The sequence below is a fragment of the Pelagibacterium sp. genome, assembly GCF_965249125.1.
Lineage (GTDB): Bacteria > Pseudomonadota > Alphaproteobacteria > Rhizobiales > Devosiaceae > Pelagibacterium.
Genome location: NZ_OZ252217.1, coordinates 1,776,940 through 1,791,724, shown reverse-complemented (window position 1 = coordinate 1,791,724; position 14,785 = coordinate 1,776,940). Strand labels below are relative to the sequence as shown.

Genomic DNA, 14,785 nt, shown 5'->3' with positions numbered 1-14,785 from the left:
TTGCATCGCCCGGCATGGCCGTTAAGATCATCGGTAAGGGCTGCAATCTGAAACCGCTTCCGGTTCGTATCGAGAACCGTAACAGCAGTTTCAATTGCGCGCAGGCAGGGGATGAGGTCAATGAGTCAAGCCACTTTCGATCGGGAGCAGGCACGGCCGGGCTGGGGAACACGGATCAAGTCGGTCCTGCTCGAAAAGGCCGGCGCCGCGCTGATGGGCATTCCGCACAAGGGCGCGTTGACCGTCACATTCCCCAGTGGCCGCTGCCGCACGCTGGGCGATGCGTCGACCGGCGAGCACGCCTTCCTCAAGCTCAACAATTTCCGCGTGCTCAAGGCGGCAATGCGGCGCGGCACGCTCGGTTTTGCCGAGGCCTACATGCGTGGCGACATCGAGATAAGGGATTTGACGGCCCTTTTCCGGTTCTTCCTCCAGAACCGCGACATTTTCGACAAGGCCAATCCGGGCATTTTCCGCCGTGCCGCCCAGGACCTCGCCTATCACATGTCGCGTCCCAACACCCGCGAGGGCAGCCAGAAAAATATCGCCGAGCACTACGACCTCGGCAATGATTTTTACGCCGAATGGCTCGATCCATCCATGACCTATTCTTCGGCCTATTTCGCGGGCCAGGATATCTCGCTCGAGGAAGCGCAGCGCGCAAAATATCAGCGCATCATGGTCATGGCCGGAATCGGGGCCGGCCATCATGTTCTCGAGATCGGATGCGGCTGGGGTGGTTTTGCGGAAACCGCCGCGCGGACCGGCGCGCATTTGCGCGGCATCACACTGTCCCGCGAACAGCTCAAATACGGTATCGATCGCCTTGAAAGGCAGGGACTCGCCGACTTCGGCAAACTGGTTTTCGAGGACTATCGCGACACCAGGGGGGCTTTCGACCACGTCGCTTCCATCGAGATGATTGAGGCCGTCGGCGAGGAACACTGGCCCGACTACTTCAAGACCGTCCACGACAGGCTCAAGCCCGGCGGTACCGCGGCCATTCAGGCCATCACGATCGCCGAGCGCGACTTTGAAATCTACAAGGCCTATCCCGACTTCATCCAGCGCTACATCTTCCCCGGCGGCATGCTGCTCACCAAGGCGGTGATGAAGGAGGCAGCCGCCAAGGTTGGGCTGGTGCTTGAGGCAACAGATTGCTTCCGGCTCGATTATGCCCGTACGCTTCGCATCTGGAGCCAGAGGTTCATCGAGCGCTGGGATGCGATCGCCAAGCTGGGCTATGACGAGGTGTTCAAGCGCAAATGGCTCTATTACCTCGCCTATTGCGAAGCCGGATTTACCGAAGGCACCATCGATGTGGGCATCTATCAGTATCGCCGGCCATCTGCCAGAGACGGCCGGTCGATTTTTCCAATCTAAACCACTTTAGAGCGCTTCCAGGATAAGTGGGTACCACTTATCCGGTTCGGAAGCGCGACAAAACAAGGACTTAGAGCAATTGGAGCGATTCGAAGAAGCGCTGAAATGCTCTAGAAGTGGAAGTTGATGCCGGCTCGCGCCGTGTGCGCGTTGGCATCCACGCTCGTGTTGCTGAGATTGAAATCGCCGAAATTGACGAACATGTATTCGGCCTTGAGCGAGAGGTTGTTGGCCGCCATCGCCTCGATCCCCGCGCCGGCGGCCAGACCCCAGCCATATTCGGATTCGGAAATGATCGGCCCGGCAACGGTTTCCTGTTGGTAGCCCACATCGCCGAATGCGATGCCGCCAGTCACATACGGCATGATCCCGCCAATATCGACGCCCGCCCGGCCGCGAACCGTGCCGAAATGATTGATACCCACGCTCAATTCGTCGCCACTGCCGAGCGTCCGTGTGTCTCGGGCGCCTGAAAGTTGGTAGTCGCCCTCGACACCGACCACCAGCCCGCCCAGATCGGCGTTATATCCGCCCTGCGCGCCGCCCGTAAAACCTTCGATAGCCGAAGCGCCGGCATTGCCGGGAGCATAATCGCCGCGGCTGTAGCCAATGTTGCCACCCGCGTAGAACCCGCCAAAACCCGAGCTGGCGCTGCCCTGACCCTGGGCATACGGACCATAATTGGAGGTGTCGCCCAACGCGTCCGCCGCGCTGGCATGCCCCACCGAAAGGGCCGAAATCACGGCCACTGAAATCACCATCTTATTCATCGTCAGGGACTCCATACATACCCAGAGGCGACCAGCTTTTCTGCCCAAACAGTTTCCGGATTATTGATGAATTGGAACAAAAAGTCCGTATGAGCGCGGCATATTGCTGCAAGGGCCGGAATGCGAGGCTCCTGTGCTTCGATCAAGAGAGCGTGAAAACAACGCCCGAAATTTTCGATCACCGGCAGATGGGTTGTTGCTCTCTGATAACTTGACCACAGAAGTCATAAATTATAGCTAAAGCTCATTCGCCTGTTGTGCTGGAGCCATCGAGCCCATGACCGTCATTGCTGAAACCGCCGCCCAGGGCGAGGGGAAGGCCGCGCGCCGCCCCGGCGTTGCTGCCAGCAACGCGTGGCGTCTGACGGGCCTTCTGATCTGCCTTGCGGTGCTGCTGGTGACAGTTCTCGCCAGCATTGCCGTCGGCTCGCGCGACATTCCCTTGCCGACCGTCATCGATGCCCTTCTCGCCTATGACGATTCCAACGACCACGCCATTGTCCAGACCCTGCGCCTGCCGCGCACCGTGCTCGGGCTTCTGGTTGGCGCCGCGCTCGGCATTTCCGGCGCGCTGATCCAGGCCCTGACCCGCAATCCGCTGGCCGATCCGGGCATTCTCGGCGTCAATGCGGGAGCGAGCTTTTTCGTTTTGATTGCCGTGGGCTATTTCGGCCTGACGTCGCTGCAATCTTACATCTGGTTCGCTTTTCTCGGCGCCATCGTCACCACCGTGATGGTCTATGCCGTCGGCTCTTCGGGACGGAACGGGGCCACCCCGGTCACGCTCACGCTCGCAGGCGTTGCCATCGGGGCAATTCTCGGCGGCGTCTCCACGGCCCTCACGCTTCTCAATCCCACGGCGTTCGACCGCATGCGCTTTTGGGCGGCCGGTGCGCTGAGCGGCGGAACCTACGAGGCAGTCACGACCGTCGCGCCCTTCATAATCGTCGGCCTGCTGCTCGCCGCCGTTATGGCCCGCCCGCTCAATGCAGTGGCTCTAGGCGATGATCTGGCCAAATCGCTGGGCGCCAATATCTTGCGCGTTCGTAGTGTGGTTGTCATCGCCGTTACCCTGCTTGCCGGTGGCGCGACGGCAGCCGCCGGCCCCATCGGGTTCGTCGGCCTGATGGTGCCCCACGTCGCCCGCTGGATCGTTGGTCCCGACCAGCGCTGGATCATGGCCTATACGCTCGTTCTGGCGCCGGTCCTGCTTCTGGTTTCAGACATTGTGGGGCGGATCGTCATGCGTCCCGGCGAGATCCAGGTCGCCATCGTGACGGCATTCATCGGCGCGCCGGTGCTGATCCTTCTGGCCCGCAGGCGCAAGGTCAGCGGACTATGAGCGCCATCGATTTCGGCCGGCCAACGAAAATACTGCGCCTGTTTGACGGCCGGGTCACCATGCGCCTCGATATGCGCGTCATGGGCCTGGTCGCCATCATGCTCGCAATCGCACTGGTCGTTACCCTGCTGGCCCTCGCCAGCGGCGAATATCCGGTTGCACTGCCCGATGTCTTTTCGGCCTTGATCGGCCAGGCCGAGGGCCGCATCCACATGGTGGTCGTCGAGTGGCGCCTGCCACGCTCGCTGCTGGCGGTCATTCTGGGCGCGGCGCTGGGCATGAGCGGCGCCGTTTTCCAGTCGCTCACCCGCAATCCGTTGGGCAGCCCCGACGTGATCGGCTTTAATTCGGGCGCCTATACCGGCGCGCTGATCGCCATTATCGTTTTCTCGGGCAATTACTACCAGATCGCGGGCGGCGCCCTGCTGGGTGGCGTGCTGACCGCGCTTGCGGTTTATGCCCTGGCCTGGCGGCGCGGCGTGCAGGGTTTCCGGCTGATCATCGTGGGCATCGGCATGTCGGCCATGCTCTCCTCTCTCAACACCTGGCTCATGCTGCGTGCCAAGCTCGAAGTCGCAATGGCCGCGGCCGTGTGGGGCGCGGGTTCGCTCAACGGCCTCGGTCTCGACAAGCTCTGGCCCACGCTGGTCGTGCTCGGCATCCTGATGCCGCTTGTGTTGATCCTTGGTCGGCCCATGAAACAGCTTGAAATGGGCGATGACGCGGCGCGCGCCCTGGGCATCCGTGCCGAGCCCGTGCGGCTGGCTCTGCTCGTGCTCGGGGTGGCGCTGACCGCGACCGCGACCGCCGTTGCCGGTCCCATATCGTTCGTGGCGCTGGCCGCGCCGCAAATCGCGCGGCGCCTCACGGGAGCCGCCGGCGTCGCGCTGCTGCCCTCGGCAGCCATGGGCGCCTTGCTGCTCGCCGCTGCGGATTTTCTCGCCCAGCGGGCCTTTGCGCCCACTCAACTCCCCGTAGGCGTGGTCACCGTATCGATCGGGGGGATGTATTTCGTCTGGCTGTTGATGCGGGAAGCCAGGCGCCAATGACAGGAGATGCCAGGATGAACAAGCATGTCGATCCCGCCGGCCTGTCGCGCCTTTCCGCCGAAAAAGCGACCATCGGCTACGACAACCGGGTCATTTCGCGTGAACTCTCGGTCCAGATTCCCGACAGGGGCTTTACCGTGATCGTCGGCGCCAATGCGTGCGGGAAATCGACGCTGTTGCGGGCGCTTTCACGCCTCATCCAGCCCAGCGAGGGCCAGGTCATGCTCGATGGCAAGGCGATTTCGCGCTACCCGGCCAAGGAGGTCGCCCGCCGTCTGGGCCTCCTGCCGCAGACGTCGATTGCTCCAGAGGGCATCACCGTTGCCGACCTCGTGGCCCGAGGTCGCTACCCGCATCAGAAATTCATCCGTCAATGGTCGGTGGAAGACGAGGCGGCGGTCATCGGCGCCATGGAAGCCACAAAGATCACGCCGCTATCCCATCGGCTTGTCGACGAGCTCTCGGGCGGCCAGCGCCAGCGTGTCTGGGTCGCCATGGTTCTGGCCCAGCAGACCCCGATGCTGCTGCTGGACGAACCGACCACCTATCTCGACATCGCCCACCAGATCGAACTTCTCGAACTTCTGAGCGCGCTCAATGCGCGCGACGGCCACACCGTAGTCGCCGTCCTGCACGATCTCAATCATGCCTGCCGCTACGCAAGCCACATCATCGCGATGCGGGATGGCCAGATTCTTGCCGAAGGCGCACCCGACGAGATCATCACCGCCGACCTTGTCGAAGAGGTCTTCGGTCTGCCCTGTATCATAATCGAAGATCCATTGGCCAAAACGCCGATGATCATACCGCGCGGTTCGATTCCTCACGCCGAACTCCAACCGGCCAAAACGTGAGAACACCGCCCGCTCGCCCAAACCCTCAAATGGTAACCCACGTATTAAAGGAGCGCTTCATGAAACGCCTGACGATCATATCTGTGGCTGCCGTCTTGATGGCCGGAACGGCACCATTGGCCACCGCCCAGGAATGGAGCTTCACCGACGGCGCGGGCAATACGATCACCCTCGACAATCCGCCCGACCGGATCGTCGCTTTTTCGTCCTCGGCGGCGGGGCTCATGCAGTTCGGCATCGAACCGGTGGGCATTTTCACCGATGAGAGCACGTCGGAGAAAAGCTATGCCGAGTTCGATCTCACCGGCATCGAAATCGTCCGCACCGCCTATAATGAGTTGCAGGCCGAGAGCCTGCTGGCGTTCGATCCCGATTTGATCGTAACCGAATACTGGCCGCGCACCGGTGACTATAGCGGAGGTGACGCGATGCGCCCCGACGGCCGGTTCGCCGACATCGCTCCTATTGTCGGCGTTTTGCAGGGCAGCTCCGTTCTGGGATTGATCGAAGACTATGGTGCGCTCGCCGAAGCTCTCGGCGCCGATCTCGATGCTCCCGAAATCGCTGAACAACGGACAGCGTTTGCGCAAGCGCGCGCCGCGCTCACCGAGGCGGCCGCAGCCAAGCCGGGCCTGACCGTCATGGCCGCCTGGGCCAATGCCGACAGCCTTTACGTCGCTGCACCCGCCGGCGCGGCAGAATTGAACGACTTCGCCTCATGGGGCTTGGACATGGTCGAGCCCGATGCTCCGGAAGGCGAATATTGGGGCGTCTTGAGCTGCGAGAATGCGGACACTTACCCCGCCGATATCCTGCTGCTCGACGACCGGTTTGGCACCGCAACGCAAGAGGCCGTCGATGCTCAACCGCTCGCCGAATTGATTCCCGCCGTTGCCGCGGGCCAGATAGGTGATTGGCCGGCATGGTGGATCAGGACCTATAGCGCCTACACCGCCGAACTCGAAAAACTCACAGCGCTCGTGGAAGACGCTGAAGTCGTCGGCGAATAGAACCAGAACGGGCGGCCACGCGCCGCCTTTTCTCATTTTGACGGCTGTGAAATCAGCCGCGACATCAGGGCGAAGAACAACGGGTAAGGCAGCAGCCTGATCGTCTTTAAAATCAGGACGAAGGGCAGGGGGAATGCAATTTCGAACTTTTTCGAATTGAGTAAACCATCCACTATCCGCTTGCCCGCATCTTCGGCTTCCATCAGGAACGGCATGGGAAAATCGTTCTTGGCCGTAAGGTCTGTCTTGACGAAACCGGGGCAGATGAGCCGGACCGAAATGTTGTCGGTGGCAAGTTCGGTCCGCATTGTCTCGGCCAGGGCGATCATTGCCGATTTCCCTGAGGAATAGGCCGCCGAGCGCGGCAACCCGAAATAGCCGGCCACCGAGGCCACCAGTGCGATTTCGCCACCGCCCTGCCTGCGCATTTGGGCCACCACCGGGTCGATAACCCGCATGGCGCCCAAAAGGTTGGTTTCTATGATTTTGGCATAACTCGCATAGTCGTAGCGGCCGGGCTTGGTGACCTCCCAGGCGGCCACCGAGAAGATGACGAGATCGATCTTGCCCAGATCCGCCACGATGCGGGCAACGGTCTCCTTGACCGCGTCAAAATCCGTTACATCGAGCGGATAGGGGCGAGCGCCATGACTGACCGAGAGCGCATTGAGCGGCTGTTCGCGTCGCCCCGAAATGGCCACGGTCCAGCCGCGCTGGGAAAGCTGTTTTACCGTCTCGGCGCCGATTCCCGAACCGCCGCCAAGCACCCATGCGACCTTCACCATCCGCCAACCCTTTCGATTGATCTGATAGTCAATACGAAACGGGTTCGTTCTGGATCAGGTTGCGTTGTTATTTCGACAGCGCGTCGAGCACCCGCACCCAGGAGCGGATGCCCTTGTGATAGCTCTCGAGATTGTATTTTTCGTTGGGCGAATGGATTCGATCGTCGGTCTGGGCATAGCCGATCAGAAGCGAATCCATGCCCAGCTTGCGCTTGAAATCGCCCACGATGGGGATCGAGCCGCCAGAACCGGCGATCGCCGCTTCACGGCCCCACTCGTCGGTCAGCGCTCCCAGCGCCTTTTGCAGCATCGCGCCGTCGGACGGCACCACCGATGCCGGGCTCGCGCCATGCTCATGGAAGGTTACTGTGCAATCGGCCGGCACCCGCGCCTCCACATGCGCGCGGAAGGCCTTGCGGATCTTGTGGGGGTCCTGATTGCCCACCAGCCGGAACGATATCTTGGCGCCCGCCTTGGCCGGGATCACCGTCTTGAACCCGTCGCCCGTATAGCCGCCCCACATGCCGTTGATTTCGCAGGTCGGTCGCGAGGTGATCTGTTCGAGCACCGATCGGTCCTTTTCGCCCGCCGGCTCCGACAGCCCGACAGCACCGAGATAGCCCTTGGCGTCGAAAGGCAGGCGCTTCCACTGCTCGGCCACTTCCGCGGGCAGCTCCGGCACGTCGTCGTAAAAGCCCTCGACAGCAACCGACCCGTCGGGATTGCGCAGCGAGGCGATGATTTCAGCCAGGACCTGATTGGGATTGCGCGCGGCATTGCCATACATGCCCGAATGCAAATCGCGGCTCGCGGCTTCGATTTCCACATTGTCGGCCATCAGCCCGCGCAGCATGGTGATGATCGAGGGCGTTTCCTCGTCCCACATGTCAGTGTCGCAGACCAGCGCGATGTCGGCCTTGAGTTCCTGGGCATTTTCCTTGAGGAAACCGTCAAGCGAGGGTGATCCCGATTCCTCCTCGCCTTCGAGCAGCACCGTAACACCCACCGGCAGCGTCCCGCGCACGGCCTTATAGGCCCGGCAGGCTTCGATAAAGGTCATCAGCTGGCCCTTGTCGTCCGAGGCGCCCCGCGCCAGAATGACCTTGCGCCCGTTCTCCTCGCCGATTGTCGGCTCGAACGGCTCGCTGGTCCAAAGCTCGAGCGGGTCGACCGGCTGAACGTCGTAATGCCCGTAAAACAGCACGCTCGGTCCCGCATCGCTGCGCTGATGGCCCACCACCATCGGATGGCCGGGGGTAGGGCGCACCGCGGAATCGAAATCGAGCCCGGAAAGTTCGTTGGTCAGCCACTTAGCTGCCTTCAGGCATTCGCCGGCATAGGCGGGATCGGTGGAAATCGAGGCAATCCGCAAAAGTGTGAACAGCCGCTCCAGGCTCTGGTCGATATTGGCATCGACATGGGAAAGCACGGCATCAAGCGGAGCATTGGCGTCGGTCATTGCGGGATTATCCGTTATTCGTTTGGAAGTGACACGACCTTATCAGCCGCCCCGGGCCAGTAAAGAAATTTTGCTGGCACCCCAGCAACGGCTCCGCTCTTCCAGAAACGCCAAAAAAATGGCAGGCGATTCGTCAACCGCCACTCGAAGGGCACAACTCTGAAGAGCGCCATGTTGCCTCGAGAGTTGCTGTTCCAGAAAACCCCACCCCCAAAGATAGGGAAACAGAAGGGGTAATGGTTTCGGGCAGAGGAACGAAGGCACACGCCCGCGACTTTGCGGCTGCAAAGAGCTTGTCGGCAAGTTCCTCCATCATCTGCTGGATCTCGTCATCGCTCGGTAAGAAAAAAGCCAAGGGGTTAAAGCCAGCGGTTGCGTATGTCTCGATGCTATCGCCCGGCAGAAGAGGAAGTTGGGCCGCTTCTCCCTGTGAGTCCAATATACCCTTGAGTGCTCCATCGGCATCTGTCCAAAGGTAAACTTGATTGCCAATTGGCTCCGCGAGCCAACTTGACGCTGCGCCATTGGAATCTGATTCAGTTGGCAAGACTGGTCGGACATCAAGGGAACCGTCCGGCAAGAGCTCGGCCTCAAACCGCAACTCCTGTGCGGTCGCAAGCGACGATGCCGCGAGAAATAATCCAGATAGTATTAAGAGGCGCATTATTGTTTCCCCCCCCAAAAAAAACCAAGCGTGGCTAAGAGGATACGTCCGTTGCCGTTTGCTTTCAATTGGATTTGGTAGGGGAGGTGAAATGTTGGAAACTAATACCGTGACCTAACCTCCCAAAAGCAATTGATCACGCCATTGCTGAGACCAAGTACTGGCGGTGGCGCAATGTGGTGCGGGTCAACGTGGAGGATCAGCAAAATGCGTGAGCAGGAAAAATTGGCGCGCCCTACGGGAATCGAACCCGTGTTACCGCCGTGAGAGGGCGGCGTCCTGACCGCTAGACGAAGGGCGCCTAGAAAACCGAAACATTTCCGCGATGAACGAGAAGCGGAAAAAACCTCGGGACCGTTTGTCGCCCGCATAGATAGCGTCGCGCGCCATCGGATGCAACGGGAAACGGCCAAATCTTCATCGAGAAGAAAATGGCGCGCCCTACGGGACTCGAACCCGTGTTTCCGCCGTGAAAGGGCGGCGTCCTAGACCGCTAGACGAAGGGCGCGGCGGGCGTCTGCGGATCACCGCGTCGGCCAGTGAGCGGGTGTATAGGGGGGGCTTTGCGATTGCGCAATACCCAAATTCGATTTTATTTCAATTTCAACAACCGCTGAATGTGACCGGGCCGCGATAGCCCCGCGGGCGGTCGCGGACGTCCACATGAACGAAGTTCTGCCCGGGGTAGCAGCCAAGCCCGCCGACCAGTCCGTTGTTGCGCGCGTAGGAGATGATGCGGGATTTGGGAATGCCGGGAATATAGAAATCGGCCGCCATGCATTTGGTATGGAAAGAGGAGTCTGCGCCGCCCACCGACGCATTGTGCCATGGCGTGCGGTAGCCCGAGTTCATCACCACCTTCTTGCCGAAATGCCCTTCGATATCCCAGATCAGCAGGCGCAGCTTTGGCGAAAGGCAGAATGCGTTGACGTTGGAATTGGATACATAGGTTCCCCAGTCGGAGCGCAGGCCGTTATATCCGGCGCCGCTTCCCGAAGCGAACATGGCCATCGGAGCGCAGGCGCCGAGCAGGAACACCATGACGATCAGACTGGACAGTAAACGCATCAAAACCACTTCCGTGTCGGGGTGAAAGAGTCCCAGGCCACGGACACAAAAATACCGGCGGTTGCCTAACCGCCGGTCAATCAGCGTGGTTAATTTTCCGTTACGCGTTTACCACGTTCCGGTGTTGGGCATCGAAGCCCAGGGCTCCTGCGCCTCGAGATTGCCCTCCTGGAGCAGTTCGACCGAGATCCCGTCGGGCGATTTGACGAACGCCATGTGGCCATCGCGCGGCGGACGGTGGATGGTATAGCCCATGTCGGCTAGATGCTGGCAGAGTGCGTAGATATTCTCCACCCGATAGGCCAGATGCCCGAAATTGCGTCCTCCCGAATACTCTTCGGGGTCCCAGTTGTAGGTCAGTTCGACCTTGGCGTTCTCGTCGCTGGGGGCGTGCAGGAAAATGAGCGTGAAACGCCCTTTTTCGTTTTCGATGCGATGCGATTCAACAAGGCCCAGCCCTTCGCCGTAAAAGCGCAGGCTCTCTTCGATGTTGGAAACGCGCACCATTGTGTGAAGATATTTCAAAGCAAGGCTCCGCTCTTTTATGGTCATGCCCCGACACCTGAGCGCGGGGCGCGATCGAAGCTAGCAGAAGGTCGCGCCGCTGGCCAAGCGCGGGTTTGAACGGCCCATTGGTTAATTGCTGTCAACAAATTTATGAATGGTCCTTAACTTTTGGTCTTGAATCGGCCAGACTGCTGACAATTGTTATGAGTACCTGCGGTTCTGCAGGGGCGTGTGTGGAAGGCGTTGCGCATGGGGGCGAAAAACATTTCCGGCACCGGGCCAGACTCCACGAGCGGGGGCCGAGACGATGCTCACCGCGAAGGGGCTGATCAGGAACACCAGAATCCGGCCACCGATTTCGACGTCATAGAAGTCGTCGGGACCATCAAGTGGTTTGATGCTGGCAAGGGCTTTGGCTTTATCGTTCCAGACACGGGTGGCGCCGATGTGCTGCTTCACGTCACCTGCCTTCGGCGTGACGGCTATCAGACGGCCTATGAGGGTGCCCGCATCGTGGTCGAGGCGCTCAATCGCCCGGGCGGCCTGCAGGCATTCCGAATCGTCTCCATGGATGAATCGACGGCGCGCCATCCCGCGCAGATGCCAGCGGCGCGTACGCATGTGCATGTCGAGCCGACATCGAAGCTCGAACGGCTCGAAGTCAAATGGTTCAACAGGGTGCGCGGCTTCGGCTTTTTGTCCGCCGGGGAGGGGCACCCCGATATTTTCATTCACATGGAGACCTTGCGCCAGTTCGGGCTGACCGAATTGCGTCCCGGCCAGTTTGTGCTCGCCCGTTATGGCGACGGTCCCAAGGGCCTTATGGTTGCCGAAATTCGCCCCGATGGTTGGGGCGACGCTCCGTCGTCCCATTAGATCGGCTTTTTCCCGGCAGGTTCCAAGATTCATGCGCGCTATCGGAAATGTCATCGTGTCGGCCTTGCTGCTGCTTGCCAGCCTCGCTCCCGCACTCGCGCAGGACAATGAGGATATCGCGGTCATCCATTCGGGCGATCAGAGCTTCACCTTCACGGTGGAAATTGCCGATTCGCCCGAAGAAACCTCGCGCGGGCTGATGTTCCGCGAGGAACTGGCACCCGACGCCGGCATGCTGTTCGATTTTATCAACGAGCGCCCGGCCAGTTTCTGGATGCAGAACACGCTTATTCCGCTCGATATGCTGTTTATCAAAGCGGACGGAGAGATCGTGCGCATCCACGAAAACGCCATTCCCATGGACACGACCCCGATCCCGTCAGGTGAGCCGGTCCGCTTTGTGCTGGAAATTCCCGGTGGCCGCTCGGCCGAGCTGGGCCTGGAAGCAGGCGCCCGCCTTGAACATCCCCGGGTCGAAGCGGAAATTCAGGCGACGGAATAGGCTTCCCCGCCCGACGGGCTGAGATCAGCGCACGACAAGCACGGGAACGGTGCTTGCCGTCAGCACTTCCGTGGTCTGGCTGCCCAGCAGCATCTTGCGGAACCCCCGGCGACCGTGGGAAGCCATGACGATCAGGTCCGCGCCCATCTCCTGCGAGGTCTCCACGATGGCGTCGGCCGGGTAGCGGTTCGCAATATGCCGCGTCTGACATTTAACGCCGCTTTCCGATGCAAAGCGGGCGGCTTCCTCCAGAATATCCTTCACGGCTGCATGCATCGCCTCGTCATATTCGGCGATGGTGGCCGGGCCCGCAACGGCCAGCGCGCCCGATGCCCACATGTCGGTGACGGTAATGACCGTAACCTTGGAGCCCAATTGCCTGGCCAGCTTCAGTCCCTGGTCGAGTCCCTTGGTGGACAACTCCGAGCCGTCGGTTGCGATCAGAATGTGCTTGTACATGTGGCGTCTCCTTTGATTGAGACAACGGTAACCCGGCGCAATCCGTTGCGTCTTGTGTGGGTCAATCGAGCCTGTCGGTCGAGACGATTTCGGTAATGGTGCCCATGCGCCGAGGAAAAGCGAGTGGCGATCCCGACAGGATTCGAACCTGTGACCAATAGCTTAGAAGGCTACTGCTCTATCCAGCTGAGCTACGGGACCGTAAGCTGCCGTCTAGCTCAAATCGTGCCCTTTGTCAGCCTGCGATATTGTAGGCGCTTGACTTTAAGGGCCCAAACGCCGATATGAGCGCCATGCTAGGTGCTGCCGCGTGAGCAGCCATCGCGTCCCCGCTTCGGGTGACCTCTTGAACCGGCATGTTTTCCCAAGTTCCCAGATCACGCGGGGTTCTGACAGGTCCAACGCCCGGTGCGCAATGTGGCGCGTGGGTTTGGATGGATCTGCAACCGCAACGGTAAACGCGCAACTTGTAAAAGTTGGCGCGATATAGCCGCATATTGTCCGGCGCGCATCCGGTGCTGCCGGAAAAAGGATATAATTTTGACTCAGTTTCAGGCCCTCGGCCTCGACGACCACCTTCTTAAAGCCATCGCAGGGCTGGGTTTTTCCGACCCCACACCCATCCAGGAGCGCGCGATTCCGCTCGTGCTGGAAGGCCGCGATATCATGGGCCTCGCCCAGACAGGCACCGGCAAGACCGCCGCATTCGGCCTTCCGATCATCCAGCAGCTTCTGGCCAAAACCGGCAAGCCCGATCCCAAGACCTGCAAGGCACTCATTCTCGCCCCCACCCGCGAACTTGTGAATCAGATCGCCGTCAATTTGCGCGCCTTCACCAAGGGTTCGCCCATCAAGGTCAACTCCGTTGTGGGCGGCATGTCGATCGGAACGCAGATCAAGGCATTGGCCCATGGCAGCGACATCGTTGTTGCCACTCCCGGTCGGCTGCTCGATCTCGTCAAGCGCCAGGCCATCCGTCTCGATTCGGCAAAGCATCTCGTGCTCGATGAAGCCGACCAGATGCTTGATCTCGGTTTCATCCACGCTCTGCGCGATATTTCACGCCTTGTCGGCCAACCGCGTCAAACGCTTCTGTTTTCGGCCACCATGCCCAAGCAGATGAACGAGATTGCCGCGACCTACCTCACCGATCCGGTGCGTGTGCAGGTGGCGACGCCCGGTAAGGCGGCAGACAAGATAGCCCAGAGCGCCCATTTCGTGGAGCCGGGCGGCAAGCTTGGGCTGCTCAAGCAATTGCTTGCTGCCGATAAGGATGCCCTCTCGCTCGTATTTGCCCGCACCAAGCACGGCGCCGAAAAGCTATCCAAATCGCTGGTCGCCTCCGGTTTCGCTTCAGGCTCGATCCACGGCAACAAAAGCCAGGGGCAGCGTGACCGCACGCTCAAATCGTTCCGGGCCGGGGAAATCCGCGTCCTTGTGGCGACCGACGTGGCCGCGCGCGGCATCGACATTCCCGGCGTCAGCCACGTCTATAATTACGAGCTGCCCCAGGTCGCCGAAAACTACGTTCATCGTATCGGCCGCACCGCACGCGCCGGCGCCGAGGGCGAGGCAGTGGCCCTTGTGTCGGGCGAGGAATATGGTCTCTTGCTCGATATCGAGCGGCTGACCGGGCTGTCGATCACGACGGCGGGCGGCGAGCGCCCGTTGCGCAAGACTTCGGCCGCTCCGGCCAAGAAGCGCACGCAGGGACGGAACGGCAAGCCCCAGTCAAAAGGGCAGGGCGCAGGCAAGCCCTTCGATCCCGCAAAGGCCAACGCCCAGCGCAGCCGCAACAAGCAGCGCAACAGGCGGGCCCGCCAGGCCGCGTAAGCGCCCCCAACGCAAAGACCAGCAAATAAAGGCAGTCGCTCCGGCGGCTGCCTTTTTGCTTGCTTGCGGCGCGCCGGGAGCCAAGGCGCCCCCGACAGCACTCGCGACAACGATTTTCCACATATGCGACTTTGGTATGACGCCCTCTTGACATCGATTACATTATAGAATGAGATATCTGTAATCGATTGCAGTCAGCGCAGCCTATGCCATTGTAATCGATT

15 protein-coding genes and 3 tRNA genes are annotated in these 14,785 nt (G+C 60.6%); 8 read left to right on the top strand and 10 right to left on the bottom strand.

Annotation, left to right across the window (positions count from 1 at the left end; genetic code table 11):
• Positions 1 to 120 precede the first annotated feature (120 nt).
• Entirely contained in the window at positions 121 to 1,383 is a 1,263-nt protein-coding gene (locus ACP148_RS08810) for a class I SAM-dependent methyltransferase (protein WP_421950545.1), read from the top strand.
• Between the two features lie 110 nt (positions 1,384 to 1,493).
• Here the strand turns inward: ACP148_RS08810 and ACP148_RS08805 are convergent, their stop codons facing one another.
• Positions 1,494 to 2,153: an outer membrane protein gene (locus ACP148_RS08805; protein WP_421950544.1), complete on the bottom strand. Its 660-nt coding sequence runs from the start codon at positions 2,151 to 2,153 to the stop codon at positions 1,494 to 1,496.
• Between the two features lie 277 nt (positions 2,154 to 2,430).
• Between ACP148_RS08805 and ACP148_RS08800 the strand changes: the two genes are divergently transcribed.
• Genes ACP148_RS08800 through ACP148_RS08785 form a run of 4 tightly spaced genes read left to right on the top strand, consistent with a single transcriptional unit; the run spans position 2,431 to position 6,408 of the window.
• Positions 2,431 to 3,495: an iron chelate uptake ABC transporter family permease subunit gene (locus ACP148_RS08800; protein ID WP_421950543.1), complete on the top strand. Its 1,065-nt coding sequence runs from the start codon at positions 2,431 to 2,433 to the stop codon at positions 3,493 to 3,495.
• A complete protein-coding gene (gene fepG / locus ACP148_RS08795) occupies positions 3,492 to 4,544 on the top strand; it encodes an iron-enterobactin ABC transporter permease (RefSeq protein ID WP_421950542.1) in 1,053 nt (350 codons plus the stop codon). Before ACP148_RS08800 ends, fepG begins: the two co-directional genes overlap by 4 nt.
• Positions 4,545 to 4,558: 14 nt before the next feature.
• Positions 4,559 to 5,398: an ABC transporter ATP-binding protein gene (locus ACP148_RS08790; RefSeq protein ID WP_421950541.1), complete on the top strand. Its 840-nt coding sequence runs from the start codon at positions 4,559 to 4,561 to the stop codon at positions 5,396 to 5,398.
• Between the two features lie 59 nt (positions 5,399 to 5,457).
• Entirely contained in the window at positions 5,458 to 6,408 is a 951-nt protein-coding gene (locus ACP148_RS08785) for an ABC transporter substrate-binding protein (protein ID WP_421950540.1), read from the top strand.
• Between the two features lie 32 nt (positions 6,409 to 6,440).
• Here ACP148_RS08785 and ACP148_RS08780 read toward each other — a convergent pair whose 3' ends face one another.
• The 7 genes from ACP148_RS08780 to ACP148_RS08750 form a co-directional block, all read right to left on the bottom strand.
• Positions 6,441 to 7,193 (bottom strand): SDR family NAD(P)-dependent oxidoreductase, encoded by a 753-nt coding sequence (locus ACP148_RS08780; RefSeq protein ID WP_421950539.1) that lies wholly within the window; start codon positions 7,191 to 7,193, stop codon positions 6,441 to 6,443.
• A 67-nt stretch (positions 7,194 to 7,260) separates the two neighbouring features.
• Positions 7,261 to 8,652, bottom strand: a complete 1,392-nt coding sequence (locus tag ACP148_RS08775) for a M20/M25/M40 family metallo-hydrolase (protein ID WP_421950538.1) — start codon at positions 8,650 to 8,652, stop codon at positions 7,261 to 7,263.
• A gap of 133 nt (positions 8,653 to 8,785) precedes the next feature.
• Positions 8,786 to 9,316 (bottom strand): hypothetical protein, encoded by a 531-nt coding sequence (locus tag ACP148_RS08770; protein ID WP_421950537.1) that lies wholly within the window; start codon positions 9,314 to 9,316, stop codon positions 8,786 to 8,788.
• A gap of 226 nt (positions 9,317 to 9,542) precedes the next feature.
• Positions 9,543 to 9,617: transfer RNA gene (locus tag ACP148_RS08765), tRNA-Glu, on the bottom strand.
• Positions 9,618 to 9,748: 131 nt separating this feature from the next.
• Positions 9,749 to 9,824 (bottom strand) — tRNA-Glu (locus ACP148_RS08760).
• A gap of 95 nt (positions 9,825 to 9,919) precedes the next feature.
• Positions 9,920 to 10,384 (bottom strand): YcbK family protein, encoded by a 465-nt coding sequence (locus ACP148_RS08755; protein ID WP_421950536.1) that lies wholly within the window; start codon positions 10,382 to 10,384, stop codon positions 9,920 to 9,922.
• A gap of 108 nt (positions 10,385 to 10,492) precedes the next feature.
• On the bottom strand, positions 10,493 to 10,909 hold the full coding sequence (locus tag ACP148_RS08750) for a VOC family protein (RefSeq protein ID WP_421950896.1): 417 nt from the start codon (positions 10,907 to 10,909) through the stop codon (positions 10,493 to 10,495).
• 231 nt (positions 10,910 to 11,140) lie between these two features.
• On the opposite strand from ACP148_RS08750, the gene ACP148_RS08745 reads away from it, so the two are divergent.
• Together ACP148_RS08745 and ACP148_RS08740 are read left to right on the top strand one after the other, a co-directional pair.
• Complete coding sequence (locus ACP148_RS08745; RefSeq protein WP_421950535.1) at positions 11,141 to 11,767, top strand: cold-shock protein; 627 nt, start codon at positions 11,141 to 11,143, stop codon at positions 11,765 to 11,767.
• A gap of 31 nt (positions 11,768 to 11,798) precedes the next feature.
• Entirely contained in the window at positions 11,799 to 12,269 is a 471-nt protein-coding gene (locus tag ACP148_RS08740; RefSeq protein ID WP_421950534.1) for a DUF192 domain-containing protein, read from the top strand.
• 24 nt (positions 12,270 to 12,293) lie between these two features.
• On the opposite strand, the gene ACP148_RS08735 is transcribed toward ACP148_RS08740, so the two are convergent.
• The gene (locus ACP148_RS08735) at positions 12,294 to 12,728 is read right to left on the bottom strand and encodes a universal stress protein (RefSeq protein WP_421950533.1); all 435 of its coding nucleotides are present in this window, start codon (positions 12,726 to 12,728) and stop codon (positions 12,294 to 12,296) included.
• Positions 12,729 to 12,852: 124 nt separating this feature from the next.
• A tRNA-Arg gene (locus ACP148_RS08730) sits at positions 12,853 to 12,929 on the bottom strand.
• Positions 12,930 to 13,268: 339 nt separating this feature from the next.
• Between ACP148_RS08730 and ACP148_RS08725 the strand changes: the two genes are divergently transcribed.
• Positions 13,269 to 14,561, top strand: a complete 1,293-nt coding sequence (locus ACP148_RS08725) for a DEAD/DEAH box helicase (RefSeq protein WP_421950532.1) — start codon at positions 13,269 to 13,271, stop codon at positions 14,559 to 14,561.
• Positions 14,562 to 14,785 lie beyond the last annotated feature (224 nt).